The organism is Corynebacterium sp. KPL1986, from assembly GCF_000477975.1.
GTDB lineage: Bacteria > Actinomycetota > Actinomycetes > Mycobacteriales > Mycobacteriaceae > Corynebacterium > Corynebacterium accolens.
Genome location: NZ_KI515719.1, coordinates 2356012 through 2372468 on the forward strand (window position 1 = coordinate 2356012; position 16457 = coordinate 2372468).

At 61.5% G+C, this 16457-nt stretch carries 17 protein-coding genes; 11 read left to right on the plus strand and 6 right to left on the minus strand.

Translation table 11 applies throughout. The annotated features are described in order from the left end of the window. The first annotated feature begins 64 nt into the window (after positions 1–64). A complete protein-coding gene (locus tag HMPREF1287_RS10910; protein ID WP_084519520.1) occupies positions 65–526 on the plus strand; it encodes a PH domain-containing protein in 462 nt (153 codons plus the stop codon). Next, complete coding sequence (locus tag HMPREF1287_RS10915; protein WP_023016800.1) at positions 523–1839, plus strand: PH domain-containing protein; 1317 nt, start codon at positions 523–525, stop codon at positions 1837–1839. Before HMPREF1287_RS10910 ends, HMPREF1287_RS10915 begins: the two co-directional genes overlap by 4 nt. On the opposite strand, the gene HMPREF1287_RS10920 is transcribed toward HMPREF1287_RS10915, so the two are convergent. Next, positions 1823–2293 carry a tRNA (cytidine(34)-2'-O)-methyltransferase gene (locus HMPREF1287_RS10920; protein WP_023016801.1) on the minus strand — a complete coding sequence of 157 codons (471 nt, stop codon included), beginning with the start codon at positions 2291–2293 and terminating at the stop codon, positions 1823–1825. The two genes, HMPREF1287_RS10915 and HMPREF1287_RS10920, sit on opposite strands and share 17 nt — an antisense overlap. An 839-nt stretch (positions 2294–3132) precedes the next feature. Here HMPREF1287_RS10920 and HMPREF1287_RS10930 point away from each other — a divergent pair. The 3 genes from HMPREF1287_RS10930 (at position 3133) to HMPREF1287_RS10940 (ending at position 5373) form a co-directional block, all read left to right on the plus strand. Further along, complete coding sequence (locus HMPREF1287_RS10930; RefSeq protein ID WP_023016802.1) at positions 3133–3981, plus strand: bifunctional methylenetetrahydrofolate dehydrogenase/methenyltetrahydrofolate cyclohydrolase; 849 nt, start codon at positions 3133–3135, stop codon at positions 3979–3981. Beyond that, positions 3978–4292, plus strand: a complete 315-nt coding sequence (locus tag HMPREF1287_RS10935; protein ID WP_023016803.1) for a DUF3017 domain-containing protein — start codon at positions 3978–3980, stop codon at positions 4290–4292. Before HMPREF1287_RS10930 ends, HMPREF1287_RS10935 begins: the two co-directional genes overlap by 4 nt. 115 nt (positions 4293–4407) lie before the next feature. Beyond that, positions 4408–5373 carry an HNH endonuclease signature motif containing protein gene (locus tag HMPREF1287_RS10940; RefSeq protein ID WP_023016804.1) on the plus strand — a complete coding sequence of 322 codons (966 nt, stop codon included), beginning with the start codon at positions 4408–4410 and terminating at the stop codon, positions 5371–5373. A 338-nt stretch (positions 5374–5711) separates the two neighbouring features. Here the strand turns inward: HMPREF1287_RS10940 and HMPREF1287_RS10945 are convergent, their stop codons facing one another. The 4 genes from HMPREF1287_RS10945 to HMPREF1287_RS10960 form a co-directional block, all read right to left on the minus strand. Beyond that, positions 5712–6818, minus strand: a complete 1107-nt coding sequence (locus HMPREF1287_RS10945; RefSeq protein WP_023016805.1) for a homoserine O-acetyltransferase — start codon at positions 6816–6818, stop codon at positions 5712–5714. Continuing rightward, positions 6815–8131, minus strand: a complete 1317-nt coding sequence (locus HMPREF1287_RS10950) for an O-acetylhomoserine/O-acetylserine sulfhydrylase (protein WP_023016806.1) — start codon at positions 8129–8131, stop codon at positions 6815–6817. Before HMPREF1287_RS10950 ends, HMPREF1287_RS10945 begins: the two co-directional genes overlap by 4 nt. A gap of 82 nt (positions 8132–8213) precedes the next feature. Then, a complete protein-coding gene (locus HMPREF1287_RS10955; protein ID WP_023016807.1) occupies positions 8214–8795 on the minus strand; it encodes an MBL fold metallo-hydrolase in 582 nt (193 codons plus the stop codon). 10 nt (positions 8796–8805) lie between these two features. After that, positions 8806–10374 (minus strand): cytochrome c biogenesis protein CcdA, encoded by a 1569-nt coding sequence (locus tag HMPREF1287_RS10960; RefSeq protein ID WP_023016808.1) that lies wholly within the window; start codon positions 10372–10374, stop codon positions 8806–8808. A gap of 162 nt (positions 10375–10536) precedes the next feature. Here HMPREF1287_RS10960 and HMPREF1287_RS10965 point away from each other — a divergent pair, with 162 nt between their 5' ends. The 3 genes from HMPREF1287_RS10965 to HMPREF1287_RS10975 are packed head-to-tail and all read left to right on the plus strand — an operon-like array spanning position 10537 to position 11972. After that, positions 10537–10746, plus strand: a complete 210-nt coding sequence (locus HMPREF1287_RS10965; protein WP_023016809.1) for a hypothetical protein — start codon at positions 10537–10539, stop codon at positions 10744–10746. Between the two features lie 9 nt (positions 10747–10755). Beyond that, entirely contained in the window at positions 10756–11364 is a 609-nt protein-coding gene (locus HMPREF1287_RS10970) for a sigma-70 family RNA polymerase sigma factor (RefSeq protein WP_005281476.1), read from the plus strand. Continuing rightward, a complete protein-coding gene (locus HMPREF1287_RS10975; protein ID WP_023016811.1) occupies positions 11361–11972 on the plus strand; it encodes an anti-sigma factor in 612 nt (203 codons plus the stop codon). The genes HMPREF1287_RS10970 and HMPREF1287_RS10975 overlap by 4 nt, the downstream gene beginning before the upstream one ends. On the opposite strand, the gene HMPREF1287_RS10980 is transcribed toward HMPREF1287_RS10975, so the two are convergent. Further along, on the minus strand, positions 11969–12193 hold the full coding sequence (locus HMPREF1287_RS10980; protein ID WP_005277286.1) for a hypothetical protein: 225 nt from the start codon (positions 12191–12193) through the stop codon (positions 11969–11971). The two genes, HMPREF1287_RS10975 and HMPREF1287_RS10980, sit on opposite strands and share 4 nt — an antisense overlap. Before the next feature lie 221 nt (positions 12194–12414). On the opposite strand from HMPREF1287_RS10980, the gene HMPREF1287_RS10985 reads away from it, so the two are divergent. From HMPREF1287_RS10985 to HMPREF1287_RS10995, 3 genes are read left to right on the plus strand one after another with little or no spacing between them, the layout of a single operon-like run. Further along, a complete protein-coding gene (locus HMPREF1287_RS10985; RefSeq protein ID WP_023016812.1) occupies positions 12415–14976 on the plus strand; it encodes a nitric-oxide reductase large subunit in 2562 nt (853 codons plus the stop codon). After that, a complete protein-coding gene (locus HMPREF1287_RS10990; RefSeq protein WP_023016813.1) occupies positions 14976–15620 on the plus strand; it encodes a hypothetical protein in 645 nt (214 codons plus the stop codon). Before HMPREF1287_RS10985 ends, HMPREF1287_RS10990 begins: the two co-directional genes overlap by 1 nt. Continuing rightward, complete coding sequence (locus HMPREF1287_RS10995; protein WP_023016814.1) at positions 15621–16457, plus strand: slipin family protein; 837 nt, start codon at positions 15621–15623, stop codon at positions 16455–16457.

The window sequence follows — 16457 nt, forward strand, 5'->3', positions numbered from 1 at the left end:
TCGATAATATCGATTAACGATAAGTTGCGCAAGGGTGCGGGCCCGATTGCTACTGTCAGTAGCTATGAGCGAAGAAATGAACCCCGTCTCGCCGCGTTTGGTTAAGGTGCGCTACATCCGCCACCTGGGCTGGACGGTTATTTTCGCCGCGGCGGCCGCAGCGGCAGGGTACTGGTGGACCCCGTGGTTCTACTGGGCGGCGGGGCTCTTCGCCGTCCTCTTTTTCTGGCTGCTTTGGCTCATCCCGGCCCAAGTACGCCGCATGGGCTGGTGCGAAACCGACGATGAGCTGCTCATTACGCGCGGCAAGCTGTGGCATTCCTTCACCGTCGTGCCCTACGGCCGCATCCAGTTCGTGGACGTGACCGCCGGCCCCCTCGAGCGCGTCTTCGGGCTCAAGGAGCTGCAGCTGCACACCGCCTCCGCAACCACGGACGCCACGGTGAAGGGTTTGGAAGCCCCGCTTGCCGATGCCCTCCGCACCCGCCTCACCCACCACGCCCGCGAACGGATGAGCGGGCTATGAGGTACCACCGCGTCCACCGCTTGACCCCGCTACTGCGGCTGTGGTCGGTCATCCTGGCCGTCATCGCGGCTTTTGCCTTAAACGTCAATATGGAGGCGCTGCGTGGAATCTTTGCCTTCGTTACCGGCGAACACAGCGCGGCAGACCTGCGCGATATTGGCCTCGCGCTGGCCGGGTTCATCGCAGTGTGCGCGGTGGTCTGGCTCGTCTCCGGCGTGTGGTGGCGCCAGATGGGATACCAGCTGGGCGAGGAGGAACTCACCTTGCGCCGCGGGGTAATTTCGAAGCAGCAGCGCACGGCACGCTATGACCGCACGCAGGCTGTAGACGTCGTCGAGCCCGTTATCGCCCGTCTCTTCCGGCTCGCTGCCGTGCGCGTGGAAACGGCCGGCGGGCAGTCGTCCGCCATCGAAATCGCCTTCCTGACAAAGCGCGATGCCGAGGCCCTGCGCGCCGAAATCCTCTCCCGCGTCCACGGTAAGCCGCGGGAGCGGCCAGCTGAGGAACGGCCGGCCGAAGAACGGCCGGCTGAAGAAGAGGACAATGTCCTCATCCCCGAAATCCCCATCGCGCGTTCCCTGGCCGCGGCCGCCTTGCACGCGTCCACGATCGTCCTGCTTGCGGCCCTTGTCTTCCTCGTGGTCACGCCGATGTCCCTGACTATTACGCTGCCCATCCTTGTGGCCACGATCCCGAAAGCCTGGAACGTGATTGACTCCTCATGGCGCTATACCGCCAGCCTTGATGATGGCGTGCTCAATATCACCTATGGCCTTGCCGATCGCCGCCGCCAAAACATCCGCCTCGAGCGCATCCACGCCGTCCAGGTCACCCAGCCTTTCCTGTGGCGGCCCTTCGACTGGTACGAAACGCGCGTGTCGGTCGCCGGTTATGGTGGCATGGCTAGCGGCGAGGGATCGGGGTCGACGCGGATCGTGCCCGTCGGCAAGCGCGAGCAAGCCCGGCAATTCCTGCCCGCCGATGGCCCACCGACGTATTCCTCGCCCGCGCGCGCCAAATGGGTCTCGCCCATCGACTACCGGCAGCAGACGGTCGCCCTAGTTGGCGACTACGTCGTCGTGCGCACCGGCCGCTTCAATCGCCGCGTCCAGGCTATCGAGGTGCGCCACATCCAGGAGCTCACCCTGCGCCGCGGTCCGATATCCCAGCTGCTCGGCCTAGCCACGGTGGAGCTTGACCTCGTGCAGGGGCCCGTGAAGATGGCGGCGCGCAACCTCGCGCTTGCCGATGCCCACGCGCTCCTTAGCCGCCTGCGCTCCCGCGACCTGCCAGAACTTACACCGCTCCCTTAAAACCAAGCTGGCGCCAGGCCTCGAAGACCGCCGTGGACGCGGAGTTGGAGAGGTTCATCGAGCGCCGAGCCGGGACCATCGGAATGCGCACTTGGTCGGTAATCCGCGGATGATTGACGTGCTCGTCCGGCAGGCCGGTCGGCTCCGTGCCGAAAAGAAGCACGTCGCCGTCTTGGTATTCCACTTCCGTGAACCACTTATCCGTATGCGTGGTAAAAGCGAAGACCCGCGCGCCCGGCAGCGCATCCATGCAGGCCTGGAAATTGGGATGGATGGTCATATCGGCCAGGTCGTGGTAGTCCAGCCCCGCCCGCTTGAGGTGCTTGTCGTCGAAGTTGAACCCCAGCGGCTCAATGAGGTGCAGGTGCGCGCCCGTGACCGCCGCAGTCCGAATGGCGTTGCCGGTATTGGTGGGGATTACGGGGTTGTCGAAGACGATGTGCAGGTTGGTCATGGTTTAAGGGTAGTCGGTGAGAAGAAAGAGGTAGGAGTCGCACCTCTCGCGCTGCCCTGAGAAACCGATTTCTCTTACTCGTTGGTCCCGCGATTATTGCGCTTGTTCCACCTGGACCTACGCCAAAGGAAAAACGGCAGGACCAGAAAGTAATAGAAGGCAAGGAATTGCGCTGAATAGCCCAATAATCCTTCCGAGCTCACCTCACTCCACGGGACTCCTTCTTCGTTGGGTGAAGCTACGCCGCGCCAGCCGGTTACTTGGCTGATGTAGAAACTTGCTACGACCATGGCCGGTAGGACAATAAACGAGAACCATGCCGGTGGTACCCACGGCCCACCGTCTTTGCTCGTTCTTTGCAGAGCACCGCCGAATCCCATCGAAGAAACCTTTCTACCTACATCTGTTCACTCAAAGCGCAGGGCCACCAATCGCTGAAATGCCGTAATCAAGATCTGCGGTAACGCCGTTCAAGGCGGCAACCTGAGTGATCTTCTCAGCTGCTGGGCTCCCATAGCCCCGTGGGTTGTTCAGAGACTACTTCGGTAAATACTGTTTCGAAACTCTGGGAAAGTTCGCGTGTGACTTCTGGACTGGTTGATGTTGAGCAGCAGCGATTGCAGAAGCGACAATTGGCCTTTTGAGGGAAGGCGTACCGGTCGTAATCGCGCTCCAATGCATTGCTATGAGTTCGATGGGTCTGAGCAGCCAATAGTCTGCATACGAATCAAGTAATTTCCAGTAGAGGAAAGTCGACATGAGGTACCCACGTAAGAAATAGTGACGGTTTTGAGCTTGCTGCTGGGTCTCGGCTTACGCCTACCATTAGGATATAAACCATGGCTGCAACCAAATTAGATGGCAAACTGTACCGCGACGAGATTTTTGAAGACCTCAAGCAGCGTGTGGCTGCGCTGAAAGAAAAGGGAATTACCCCTGGCCTGGCCACCGTGCTGGTGGGGGAGGACCCAGGATCCCAGTCCTATGTAAAGATGAAGCACCGCGACTGCGAGCAGCTGGGGATTAACTCCATCCGCAAGGACCTGCCGGCGGATATCAGCCAGGAGGACTTGGAGGCGGTCATCGATGAGCTCAACGCCGATGAAGCCTGCACCGGCTACATCGTCCAGCTCCCCCTGCCCAAGCACCTGGATGAAAACGCCATCCTTGAGCGCATCGATCCGGAAAAGGACGCCGATGGCCTCCACCCGGTGAACTTGGGCAAGCTTGTGCTCAATGAGGACGCGCCGCTGCCGTGCACCCCGAATGGCTGCCTGCACTTGCTGCGCCGCTTCGGCGTGGAGCTCAACGGCGCGAAAACCGTCGTCATCGGCCGCGGCGTGACCGTCGGCCGCCCGATTGGCCTGATGCTGACCCGTCGCAGTGAGAACTCCACCGTGACTCTGTGCCACACCGGCACGAAGGATTTGGCCGCCGAAACCCGCAATGCCGATATCGTCATTGCCGCCGCCGGCCAGCCGCACATGCTCACCGCGGACATGATTAAGGAGGGCGCCGCGCTTCTCGATGTCGGCGTGTCCCGCGTCGACGGCAAGCTCACCGGCGATATCGCGCCGGACTGCTGGGACAAAGCCGGGTATGTCTCGCCGAACCCAGGCGGCGTCGGACCGCTCACGCGCGCCTTTTTGGTACGCAACATCGTTGAGCGCGCGGAAAAGCTGGCGTGAATTTAGACAATCCCCACGACGTGCACCTAGCACCCTCCCCGCTGCCCGCCTCCGTGCAGTGGGTGGCTATCGGGCTCTTTATCGCCGGGGTGGCCTTGTCCGGCGGCTATGCCATTTTCGAGTATTGGCGTCGGGCCACTTTCTTGCTTGGGCTTGCGCTGCTGTGGCTGACGGTGGTGCGCCTGACGTGTGATTCGAGCCGCGTCGGCGTACTGGCGGTGCGCTCGCGCCGCTTCGATGCCACGTTTACCGGTGTCATCGGCGCGCTAATGGCCTTTCTTGCCTACTCCGTGGACGCATTGGGCAGCTAGTTATCCACAGGTGATTGTTTCAGCATCACCAAACTGCGGCGTGTCGCGTGGTTATTCACAGCCGGCGCGCACTAGGCCTCGCGCCCTTCGCTGCCCGCGGTTTAGGCTCGGAGCCATGATTTCGGATTACCTCGCAGCAATCAACTCCCCGATGGCGCTCATCGGGGAGTGTACTGGGCTATCCGAAGCCGAATTAGTAGAGCGCGGCTTTAGCGATAAAGAAGCCGCGGAATTCGCGCGCCTAGCGGATACGTATTTCGGCGCGACATCGTTTAGCGCCAAGCAACGCGCCGCCCGCACCACCGCGCTCCCGCTCGATGCTCTGAAAATCATTGAGGTGCACGCGCAGAAGCTGAAAACCCAGCGCGCGGCGTGGGCCCTGCGCGAGGAGTTATGCCGGCTCAACGTCTCTACCAGTGAGATTGAAAAGCGCGCCCGCCGCCGCGTCAAAGAAGAACGCACCCAAAAGCGCGCGGAGGGCGTCCGGCTCACCCGCCGCACCGATGACCTGTGGACGCTGACCATCACCGCGGAATCGGACCTGGTGGCTGAGATTAATAACCACGTCTCCACCGTGGACGATGCGCGCCGGGTATTCGCAGAGGGTGCGGTATCCTCCACTATCACCACCAACGTGGTCCTCACCCTGGATGACATGGTGAAGGTTACCCACGGCGAGGACGTCACCCTGCAGCTAACCAACGGCGCCACCATCACCGGGGCGCAGCTAGCGGAGCGCGCGCTTGCCGATGCCGGCCTCATCACCCTCATCCACCCCGTTACCGGCCCCGTGAACCTGTACCACACGCGCCGACTCGCCACCTGGAAACAGCGGCAGATGGCGATGGCGGAAAATCCGGTGTGCCCGTGGCCCGATTGTCATACTCCTGCCGATGAATGCCAGGTTCACCACCTGCAACCATGGCTGCTCGGAGGCGAGACCAATTCTGAGAACCTGACCATCGCCTGCAAATATCACAATGCCGTTAACGACGATGATCCGAATGCCCCACCGCGGCGCGGGCGCCTAGAGCGCCGCCCACATGAAGGTATCGTGTGGCGCCCGCCCTGGGCCCGATAAAAAAGCATCGCCGAAGCCAGCGCAGTTAAACCCTGCGCCGCTTCGGCGATCCTTTTGTATGCCTTCTGTAAGGAGTCCGGGCTAGCCACTCACCGCGCCCCGTTCCAGACCCCGCCACTGCCTGCCTCGCGCCGCGTCCCGTTCGTGGGTCGGACCACCCGCGACCGTAAGTTATGCGGGATTGCGCGCCAGCGCGATGGCCACCCGCACGCCATGCGACGAGAGTTCTGCCAGGCGCACTGGTGCGTCGGGGTCGTGCGTCGAGTCACTAGCGACTGTAAACCGCTGGCGTAGGCGGTGCGGATTTGCGCGCCGCGCCGGTGCGGAGGCGGGGATGGCTAGATGGCGTAGTCGATTGTGCTGTCCGCGTCCAGTGGGTGCGGTTGGGACAGGGTGAGGAAGTTGCGCAGGATGCGGTCCATCTGGCGCGATTCCGTGAGGAATGCATCGTGGCCAACAGGTGAGACTACCTTCGCCATGGCCAGCAGGTTGCCCAGGTTGCGCGAGAGGTGTTCCTGCTGGTGATACGGATAAAGGATGTCCGTGTCGACGCCCACGACCATGGTCGGCACCTGTGAAGAACCGAGCGCGCGGTTCAGGCCGCCGCGGCCGCGGCCGATGTCGTGGCGGTTGAGGGCCTCGGTAAGCGTGACGTAGGAACCGGCATCGAAGTGATCCGCCAGCTTCGAGCCCTGGTAATCCAGGTAGGAATTCACAGCGAAGCGCTGGTCGTGGCGGCGGTAGGGCCCCAGCGGTTCTTCGCCGGTTTGGGCCTGGACGCCAAAGCGCTCATCGATTTCCTGTTCACCGCGATACGTCAGGTGCGCGATGCGCCGCGCCGCCGCCAAGCCCTCGCGGGGGCGCTGGGAGGAGGAATAATAGTCTCCGCCGTGCCAGAAGGGGTCGCGCTCGATCGCGGAAATCTGCGCCGACTGGATGCCGATCTGCCATGCGGAGGCGCGCGCGGAGACGGCGATAACGCACGCAGCATCGACGGCATTGGGATACATGAGCGTCCATTCCAAGGCGCGCGCGCCACCCATGGAACCACCGATAATCGCATGCACATGCGTTATTCCAAGCTCTTCCAACGCCTTTTTCTCTGCGGCGACCAAATCGCGAATGGAAAGCGCCGGAAATCGCGATCCCCAACTGCGGCCATCCGGATGCGGGGAGGAGGGGCCGGTGGAGCCATTGCAGCCACCGAGTGCGTTCATGGCGATAACGCACCACTTCGTCGTATCGAGCGCCTTGCCTGGACCAATGAGATCGCACCACCACTCGGCCACATCGGCATTGCCGGTCAGCGCGTGTTCCACCAGGATGACGTTATTCCCGCCGTGCGGATCGCCGAGGAAATGGCCGAAGCGGTGGTAGGCGATGTGGGCATCGGAAAGCGTGGCGCCTGCTTCGGTGCGAAAATCGCCGATACTTATACAGCTCATGCCAGTGCGTTAAATCCCAATTCGAGGTCAGCAATGATGTCGTCGATATCTTCAATGCCCACGGACAATCGGATGGTGGACTGTGCAATACCCGCCGCGGCCAGGGCGGCATCATCGGACTGCGAGTGCGTGGTGGTCGCCGGGTGAACCGCCAGCGAGCGGGTATCGCCGATATTGGCGAGGTTGGAGTGGAGTTTCAGGGCATCGATAAACGCCCATGCTTCCTCGCGCCCGCCCTCAATATCGAAGGACAGCACAGAGCCGGTGTAGGAATAGCCCAGCTTCTCCTTGACCTTCTTATACGGCGAGGAATCCAGGCCGGCGTAGTTGACCTTCGTCACCTTGGCGTGGCCTTCCAGGTACTCGGCCACGGCCTGGGCGTTGGCATTGTGCTTGTCGATGCGCAGCCCTACCGTCTCAATGCCATTGAGCGTCAGCCATGCATTGAACGGGGAAATGGCGGCGCCGGTATCGCGCAGCAGGCCGGCGCGGGCCTTGAGCGCGAAGGCGGGGGCGCCGAGGTCGGCGTACTTCAGGCCGTGGTAGGCCTCGTCCGGGGTGACGAAGTAGGGGAATACTGGCTTGCCGTCGCGCTCGACGGTCCAGTCGAAGGAGCCGCCGTCGATAATCGCGCCGCCCACCGCGGAACCGTTGCCGGTGTAGAACTTCGTGGTCGAGACCACGACGATGTCCGCGCCCAAGTCGAGCGGGCGGGCCAGCGCCGCGGTGGCGATGGTGTTATCCACGATGAGCGGGACCTGGTTATTGTGCGCGACCTCGGCAACGGCAGGGATATCGAGGACATCGGCGACCGGGTTGCCAAAGGTCTCGCCGTAAAATGCCTTGGTATTGGGCTGCACGGCGTCCTGCCAGGACTGAGGATCGTCCGGGTTTTCCACGAGGGTGACCTCGATGCCAAGCCGCTTGAGGGTGACGGTAAAGAGGGTGGAGGTGCCGCCGTAGAGGCGCGGGGAGGTAACGATGTGATCGCCTGCCGAGGCGAGGTTGAAAATGGCTGCGGTCTCCGCAGCCTGGCCGGAGGCAAAGGCCACGGCGGCCACGCCGCCTTCAAGGGAGGCCAAGCGCTCTTCTAGCGCATCCTGCGTTGGGTTGGTCAGGCGGGTGTAGATGGGGCCTGCATCGGAGAGATTAAAGCGGTTAGCCGCGTGCTCGGCGTCATTAAAGACATACGAGGTGGTTTGGTAAATCGGCACGTTGCGGGAGTTGTGCGCGCCGTCGAGGTTTTGGCCTGCATGAACGGAGCGAGTGGCAAAGGACCAGTCTGCGTTGGAGTTATCGTATTTCGTCGTCATGCCACGCAAGACTAGACCAAGCGGTATGTAACGTACAGCACCCAGCGCCGAAACCGCAGTATAGTCCGAGAATAAAAATAGACTAAGCGGTAAACTTCTTACCCTGCGCGAGCCGCCTATAGCCCGGCACTCCAGCATTGGTGAGCATGGTGTCGAAGGCGGTGCGGCCGACATCGGAAAGCACGGCGTCGTGGATGGGAACCGTAGCGGCGGCGCCTACACGCTGGGCATAATCGGCCGCCTCAGCAGCCTTTACCCACGGACCAGCAATGGGCAGGAGCAAAACCTCGGCCGAATGATCGATGTACTGATCGCCGGGGTGGAGCAGGCCGCCCAAGAGGTAGCCCACGTTGACCGGGCGCGGAATATTCGGATGAATCAGCGCGTGCCGCCCGCCGAGCACCTTGATGTCCTGCCCCGCGACGGTGATGGTCTCGCCGGGTGAGACCGCGGTGCCGCGCCCCAGCTTCTCGCAGACCTCGGCAGGGCCCCAGAGCGGGGCATCGGGAAGCCGGTCCGGATCCAGGTGATCCGCATGCGCGTGGGTAATGAGCACCGCATCGGCATCGGGGATAGTCGGCGTCATTGTTCCGGGATCGATAAGGATGCGCCCGCCTGGTGCCTCGACGGCGACGCAGGCGTGGCCAAGCAGACTAAATTCCATACGCCCCAGCTTAACCGAAGGTAAACGAGTAAAGCTTTAGCCCTTCGCTGACCTCGAGCTCGATGGTCTCCGACATTTCCTCTCCCTTGACCAGGTCAATCGTGCCATCCTCGTGGATGGGGAATTCCTCGGTATCGCCGTTTCCGCGGTGCAGGATAACGGTGCCTTTCCCGGAGACCACCAACTGCACCCATGCGGCGTGATAGTTCAGGCGAAGCCGCGCGTTGTTGCCCGCAGTAATGGGCTGATCCTCCAGCGTCCACGTCCCACCCAGCGAATACTGGCCCGGTTTCGGCTCGCCGAGCTCAAAATCGTGGGTTCCGGGGCGGTAACCGTTGTTGTCGAAATAGCGAGCCCGGTCCGTGCCCAGGTAGGTTTCCGGATTGCGCTCAGACGCCCCTGTGTAATCGCTTCCTTCCAACGGCTCGGGTAGCGCAACGCCGGGGTCGCGCTCGAGCAAAAGCTCGCGAATGTGGCGCTCGGTGGCGGCGTAATCGCCCTCGCCGTGGTGGGTTTCGCGCACCGTGCCGTTGCTGTCTACCAAGTAGTGCGCCGGCCAGTAGTGGTTATCGAATGCCTTCCACGTGGCGAAGTCGTTATCTTGGGCGACCGGATAATTGATGCCTTGCTCCTTGGCGGCCTTGCGGACGTTGGCGGCCTCGCGCTCGAAGGCGTACTCGGGCGCGTGGATTCCCACGACCTCGAGTCCAAAGTCCTTGTAGTGGTCGTAAATTTTGGTGATGTGCTCGTTGTTGCGCTGGCAGTTGATGCAGGCATAGGCCCAGAAGTCGATGAGCGTTACCTTCCCATTTGTGCGGGGATCTACGGGCTCGTCGGTATTAAACCACCCGGTCAGGCCCTGGAACTCGGGTACGGGGGTGCCCTCCGCGCTTGTCGATGTCTCCCCCTTCCACTCCACACTCGGCAGCTTCTTTTGCAGCCACGTCGGCACGCCTGCGGCAATGGCAATCGCCATGGCGATGACCAAGATGCCGGCGGTGATGCGGAGGGGGCGTTGGTGGCGTCGGAAAGCGTCAACGCGTTTGCCGGCCTCGTTGCCGCCAAGGGCGAAGGCAAGAAGAGGGATGGCGACGCCAGCCGCGAAGGACAGGCAGAGCACAAGGATATGGGCGTCGATCTGGCCGGTAGCCCCGGCGACGGAAATCGTCGCGAGGACCGGCCCGGCGCAGGGGACGAAGATGACGCCCATGGCCAGGCCCACGGCGAATCCTCCCTTATCGCGCGCCTTGGCTTGCAGCCCGCCGGCGTGTGGCAGTTTCTGGAAGGGCCATTCGAGTATTTCTTGCACCTTGGGGAAAATCATGCCGAGGCCCACGAGGATGAGTAAGACGACGCCCACCTTCCACACGATGTCGGCGGGCAGATGCAGGGCGTTGAGTACCGTAGTGGCGAAAAGCGTCACGAGGGTGAAGCTGGTGACCAGCCCACCTACTACCTGCCAAGGCCGCCGGCGCGAGCCGCCGCTGACCGCGACGACGAGGGGTAGAACCGGCAGGATACACGGGGAAATTCCCGTGATAAGGCCACCGGTAAACCCGATAAACAGTGTCTCTAGCATTCGTTGTGTCCTCCGAAATGTCGGTGCAGTGATATATCAACCAATTCGGAGTCGGGGCGAGAATGGATTGCTGGAAAGTTTTCCAATCCGTTTCCGCTTACCGCTCCGAATGGGTGGATAGAGGGCCGGAAAAGCCGGCCCGCGACTACAAGGAGAACCCTCATGAAGAAGATCATTTCCGCCGCAGCTGCCCTTGCTATCGCCGCCGGTAGCCTGGCTGCCTGCAATAACGATGACTCGAAGTCTGGGGAGACCTCGTCTGAGATGATGACCCCGTCGTCCGAGATGATGGCGCCTGAATCGGACAGCATGGACAAGGACTCCATGAAAAGCGACGAGATGATGGCGCCGTCGTCTGAGATGGCGCACTAATTCGCCGTTATGCCCGCCCGACTGCTGGAGGTAAACTCACACCCTGTGTCTACGCTCACTCCCGACGATCACGCGCGATTAAACCGCCTCTTGACGGCGTCCGCCGCGGGGGATAAGCGTGCCTTCAGCCAGTTCTACGACGCCCTCGCGCCGACCATTTACAGCGTGTGCCTGCACGTTCTGCGCAATCAGGCGTTGGCGGAGGAAGTGGCCCAGGACGTCTTCGTAGAGGTGTGGACCAAGGCCGTGCACTTCGATCCGGAGAAGGGGACGGCGCGTTCGTGGGCGGGGCGGATTGCGCATGGGCGGGCCGTCGATAAGCTGCGCAGCCACGTTGCCAGCGTGGAGCGGGATGACCGGGAAGCCGCGCTTGCCGATGCCGCCTTTCACCTAGACATCGAAGATGAAGCCCTCAGCAATGTGGAATCGCAGCGTTTGCGCGCGGCCGTCGACGAGATTGGCGAGCCGCACCGCACGGCCGTGATGCTTGCATTCTTTGCTGGATTAACCCGCGCCGAATTGGCAGAATCAACAAATGTACCGATTGGTACGGCGAAGACGCGCGTGCGCGATGGTGTGCAGAAACTAAAACTTATACTCGGGAAGGAGGGGAAATGAGCAACACGCACGAGTTTTCTGAAGCGGAGTTTGATGATTTCCTCGATTCCCTTCCTGAGATCGATCCGCCGCCCGAGATGAAGGACAAGGTATTTTCCTCCCTCGACGTGGAAGCCGAGGTGGTGGAGATGCCGCGCCGGCGCTGGCGGGCTTTTGTTGCGGTCCCCGCAGCCGCGGCCGTTGTGATCGCCGGTGTGGTGCTGTGGATTCCCCACCAGGGTGGAGAAGACGCTGGTGAGGGCAATACCGTGGTCGCAGAATCGTCGGGCGAGGAGTCCATGCACCACATCATGGAGGCTGATGACCTGATTCAAGGAAAGGCCGATGCCTCAGGTGCGCGGCTGGATATCGTGTCCTCGGCCTCGATGGGCAAGTCCGGCGCGATGGTCGATGGCCAGCCTGAGCTGAAGGAAGGCATGGGCGCGCAGGTGTGGGCGATTTCCGAGGACAAAACGATGACCTCGGCCGGCGTCATCGGCCAAGACCCGCACGATGGAGTGTGGATGCCTTTTGAAACCAATGCCGTCAAGGTCATGGTGACGGAGGAACCCGCCGCAGGCAGTGCGGAACCTACGGGCCGCACGCTCGTCGAGGTGCGCCTGAGCTAGCGATCCTCGCTTGCGGATTCCTTTTCTGGCTTGCGCTGAAACAGGTACCAGATTCCGAGGATCGCGCCGAAGAGCAGGAGTGATGATGCGATGAAAACCATCGCGATCACCATTGTGCGGTGCGGATCGTTTAAGAAAATCATGCAGACGATGGCGGCGAGGAAAATCGCAGCGAAAAAAGTGATGAGCCAATTGCGCTTGGTGTGCTCTGCGAATGTCATGCATTAATTGTTACGGAAAAACCGGGGGTAAACAAGCTGGGTGGGAATTTTGGGGGCGGAACCCGGCTATATGGTGCACCGATTTTCCCAACAGTGCCCGCGTGAGGGCCGGCCGATGAGGGTGAATGGGGGTAGGTGCTTGTTGTTCGACTATTTAACACCGCTTTGTCCGTTCATAATGATGTATGTCGAACTCTCTAGAACTGTGAAAAGGATGCATTATGGCCACCACTACTGGGGCTGAGGATCGGTCAAAGCCGGTACTCAAGGTGAGCAATGTGTGGGTGCAAGGGATTGCTCTCGTCATGATTTTTGGCTTTTTGGTCATGGGATTTTTGGCGTACCGCACCTATGACGCATCGATGCCGTTGCCGGAAAAGATTGTCTCCGAATCCACCGGCGAAACGGTCTTGACCAAGGACGAGATCACTAACGGTCAGGCGCTGTACCAGGCACGCGGCCTGCAACAATACGGCTCCGTGTTGGGCCACGGCGCCTACCTGGGCCCGGACTATACGGCGGAGTACCTGCGCCGCGCCCTCGACCATGCCCGCGAGGAAAATGACGCGAACGGTATCCCCGATTTCGTTGATTCCTCCGCCACTCCCGAAGAGGCCGTGGTAGAAGAATTCCGCACCAACCGCTATGACGAAGAAACGGGCGTGCTGGAGTGGACCGATAACCAGATTTCGGCATTCGAGGCCAATAAGGACTACTACGCCCAGTACTTTGGCCCCGATTCCCACAACAGTGGCTTGCCGTCGGACTTTATTACCGATGAGCAAGACATCAATAACCTCGTTGGTTTCTTCGGCTGGACCGCGTGGGCTTCGGCGGCAGAGCGTCCGGGCCATGACTATTCCTATACCAATAACTGGCCAGCGGAATCGCGCGTGGACAACGGTCCGACCGCGGACCTCGTGGTGTGGTCGGTGCTCTCGCTCATCGCGCTTATCGGCGGTACCGGCCTGATCTTTGCGATTTACGGCCGGTGGTCCAAGTCCATCGGTTGGCATTCGGAAGAAGCACCGAACCTGGACTTTAAGCAGCCGGGCGAGGTTGGGCTGACCAAGTCGCAGAAGGTGGTGGCCTGGTTCGTCCTGGTCATTGCGTTGCTGTTCTTGATCCAGGCGCTACTGGGTGCGGCCAGCCAGCACTACCGCACGGAACTAACCGGCTTCTTTGGCATCCCGCTGCAAGAAATCTTGCCGTATAACGTCTCGCGCACCTGGCACGTGCAGCTCTCCCTCCTGTGGACCGCCGGCGGGCTCTTGGCGGCCGGTATTTTCCTGGCCTCGTTCGTGGGCAAGAAGGAACCGAAGAAGCAGGATTGGCTCGTATGGTTCCTGCTCGGTGCCATCGCGGTCGTGGTCTTTGGGTCCATGGCCTTTGAATGGCTTTCTACCATGGGCTACATCGAAGAGGGCACGCTATTTTCCCAGCAATGGGAATACCTGGACCTGCCGCGCTTCTTCCAGGTACTGCTTACCATCGGCATGTTCGTGTGGATTGGCATCATCTACCGCCAGCTGCGCGGCCGCCTGAAAAACGAGCACAAGTCCAATATGCCGTGGCTCTTCTTCTTTGCCGGCCTGGCCATCCCAGCGTTCTACGCAGTGGGCAACCTGGCGGGATCGGAAACCCACATCTCCGTCGCAGAGTTCTGGCGCTTCTGGGTGGTTCACCTGTGGGTGGAAGACTTCCTCGAGCTATTTACCACCGTCATGGTGGCCTACGTCTTCGTCCTGCTCGGCGTGGTTCGCGAAAAGATCGCCCTGGGCATCATCTTCTTGGACGTCATCCTCTATTCCACCGGTGGCGTGCTGGGCACGATGCACCACCTGTACTTCTCGGGCACCCCGGTCGAGCACATGGCCCTGGGCGCATTCTTCTCGGCCGCAGAGGTCGTGCCGCTGACCCTGTTGACCGTTGAGGCATGGACCTTCATGCAGCTGGGCTCCCGCCAACGCGCCTCGGGCGAGCGCCCCTTCCCGCACCGCTGGGCAGTCATGTTCCTGGTCTCCGTCGGTTTCTGGAACTTCTTGGGCGCGGGTATCTTCGGCTTCCTGGTCAACCTGCCCATCGTGTCCTACTACGAAATCGGCACGGCGCTTACCGCAAACCACGCCCACGGCGCGATGATGGGCGTCTACGGCTTCCTGGCCGTGGGTCTGTCGGTCTTTGCGCTGCGCTACCTCATCCCCAAGGATAAGTGGTCCGATAAGGCCATGGGCTGGGCCTTCTGGCTGCAAAACCTGGGCCTGCTCTGGATGGTGGTCATTTCGCTCCTGCCGCTGGGCATCATGCAGCTCTACGAATCCGTCGGATCGGGCTACGTGGAAGCGCGGTCGCTGGGCTATATCACCCAGCCCGGCAACTTCATCATGGAATGGCTGCGCCTGCCTGGCGATGTCATGTTCCTCCTCGGCGTCCTGCCCTTCCTCTGGATGGCGCTGCGTGGCGTGCTCTACAAGAAGGAGATCCCAACGGTGGAGGAGCACCCAACCAACCCGCTGTTTAGCATCATCACCCCGGACGAGGACGACCACGCAGGCGAGGTCCCCGTGGGTTCCTCGGTGGGGCTGGTTTCGGGCGGCAAGGGGCGCGTCGACAAGCGCAGCTCCACGGGCCGGCGCTACGGGTACATCGATGAGCGCGGTGCCTTCGTTGAGGAAGAAGATCCCGATGCCGAGCGCGGCGATTCAGCCACCGCCCCGCGCCAGGAATTTGAATCGCGCACCAAGTGGGGCGGTACCTACCGCTCGGACAAGAAGGACGACTAATGCCGGGTGCATTTACCGTATTATCCGCGTGCTACGGGCTCTTCCTGCTCGCTGTGGCCTGGGTATTCGACCTGCTCGCGCAGCAAACCGCCAACCGCACCATGTCCAACCAATCCGGTACGTTCCGGTACTTGGAAGACCACGATGCTTGGCGATGCCCCGAAGATCACTGGCTCTGGCCCTCCAGTTTCGACCCGGAAAACCGCGTCATGCGCTACCGTGCGAACCCGACCGTGTGCAATACCTGCCCGGTCAAGCAACAGTGCACGGTCTCGCACCACGGCCGGGAGGTCACGCGCCAGTTGGACCCGTGGCCGCACTCGGATTCGGGGCGCTTCCACCGCGGCATCGCGCTGGCGGTGGCGGCGATGGGCTACCTGCTGCCGTTGGCCTCGCTGATTAGCTACCATTCGCCCTCGGAGGTGGCGTTGACGCTGGCCACGGTGCTCATCATTACCGGATTCGGCGTGTACCCGCTGGCCCGCCACCTGTGGAATACGCCCTCGAACGCGCCGCAGCTTGTGGTGCCGGAGATGGATAACCGCGAGGCGGAATTGGCGGCGCAGGTCGATCGCTATGGTTCGAAGTACGGAAAATCCACGCGCTACCGCTCGGTGCGTCAAGAACTGGAAGGGGAAGTCTAAGTGTCCGCTCCCGTATTCTGGCCGATCGTCATCGGCATCATTATCGCTCTCATCGGGGTGTTTTTGTCCTACTCGCTCAAGGTGATTAAGCAGTATGAGCGGGGCGTGACCTTCCGCTTTGGCCACCTGCGGCCGATGCTGGAGCCGGGGCTGCATTTCTTGCTACCGGGCATCGATAAGCTGGAGCGCGTGGATTTGCGCGTGGTGACGCTGACGATTCCGCCGCAGGAAATCATCACCAAGGACAACGTGTCCGTGCGCGTGAATGCGGTGGTCATGTTCGAGGTTACCGATTCGAGCAAGGCGGTCCTCGAGGTAGAAAACTACGCCGTGGCGACCTCGCAGATTGCGCAGACCACCCTGCGTTCGCTCTTGGGGCGGGCGAGCCTCGATGATTTGCTGGCCCACCGCGAGGAGCTCAACGAGGACCTAGCGGCGATCATCAACGGCCAAACCGAACGGTGGGGAGTGCTCACCCGCATCGTGGAGATCAAGGACGTAGAGATCCCAGAGATGATGCAGCGCGCCCTAGCGCGCGAGGCTGAGGCGGAGCGCGAGCGTCGCGCCAAGGTCATTTCGGCCCACGGTGAGCTGCAGTCCTCCCGCGAGCTGCGCGAGGCAGCCGAGGAGCTGGGCAAGGCCCCGGCGGCGCTGCAGCTGCGCTACCTACAAACGGTGCTGGAACTCGGCGCGGACCAAAATTCCACCATCGTCTTCCCGCTGCCCATAGACATCATGGGCGGGTTCATGGAAAACCTGGGCACCTTTAATAAGGGCTTCAAGGAATTCAGCGAAAACTTTTCGCACGCGGTGAATACGGAAAAGCCTGCGGACTAG

Bases quoted from the DNA above. Each gene is read 5' to 3' on its own strand.
- HMPREF1287_RS10910 (WP_084519520.1), top strand. From the start codon at position 65: ATGAGCGAAGAAATGAACCCCGTCTCGCCGCGTTTGGTTAAGGTGCGC.
- HMPREF1287_RS10915 (WP_023016800.1), top strand. From the start codon at position 523: ATGAGGTACCACCGCGTCCACCGCTTGACCCCGCTACTGCGGCTGTGG.
- HMPREF1287_RS10920 (WP_023016801.1), bottom strand. From the start codon at position 2,293: ATGACCAACCTGCACATCGTCTTCGACAACCCCGTAATCCCCACCAAT.
- HMPREF1287_RS10930 (WP_023016802.1), top strand. From the start codon at position 3,133: ATGGCTGCAACCAAATTAGATGGCAAACTGTACCGCGACGAGATTTTT.
- HMPREF1287_RS10940 (WP_023016804.1), top strand. From the start codon at position 4,408: ATGATTTCGGATTACCTCGCAGCAATCAACTCCCCGATGGCGCTCATC.
- HMPREF1287_RS10945 (WP_023016805.1), bottom strand. From the start codon at position 6,818: ATGAGCTGTATAAGTATCGGCGATTTTCGCACCGAAGCAGGCGCCACG.
- HMPREF1287_RS10950 (WP_023016806.1), bottom strand. From the start codon at position 8,131: ATGACGACGAAATACGATAACTCCAACGCAGACTGGTCCTTTGCCACT.
- HMPREF1287_RS10955 (WP_023016807.1), bottom strand. From the start codon at position 8,795: ATGGAATTTAGTCTGCTTGGCCACGCCTGCGTCGCCGTCGAGGCACCA.
- HMPREF1287_RS10960 (WP_023016808.1), bottom strand. From the start codon at position 10,374: ATGCTAGAGACACTGTTTATCGGGTTTACCGGTGGCCTTATCACGGGA.
- HMPREF1287_RS10965 (WP_023016809.1), top strand. From the start codon at position 10,537: ATGAAGAAGATCATTTCCGCCGCAGCTGCCCTTGCTATCGCCGCCGGT.
- HMPREF1287_RS10970 (WP_005281476.1), top strand. From the start codon at position 10,756: ATGCCCGCCCGACTGCTGGAGGTAAACTCACACCCTGTGTCTACGCTC.
- HMPREF1287_RS10975 (WP_023016811.1), top strand. From the start codon at position 11,361: ATGAGCAACACGCACGAGTTTTCTGAAGCGGAGTTTGATGATTTCCTC.
- HMPREF1287_RS10980 (WP_005277286.1), bottom strand. From the start codon at position 12,193: ATGACATTCGCAGAGCACACCAAGCGCAATTGGCTCATCACTTTTTTC.
- HMPREF1287_RS10985 (WP_023016812.1), top strand. From the start codon at position 12,415: ATGGCCACCACTACTGGGGCTGAGGATCGGTCAAAGCCGGTACTCAAG.
- HMPREF1287_RS10990 (WP_023016813.1), top strand. From the start codon at position 14,976: ATGCCGGGTGCATTTACCGTATTATCCGCGTGCTACGGGCTCTTCCTG.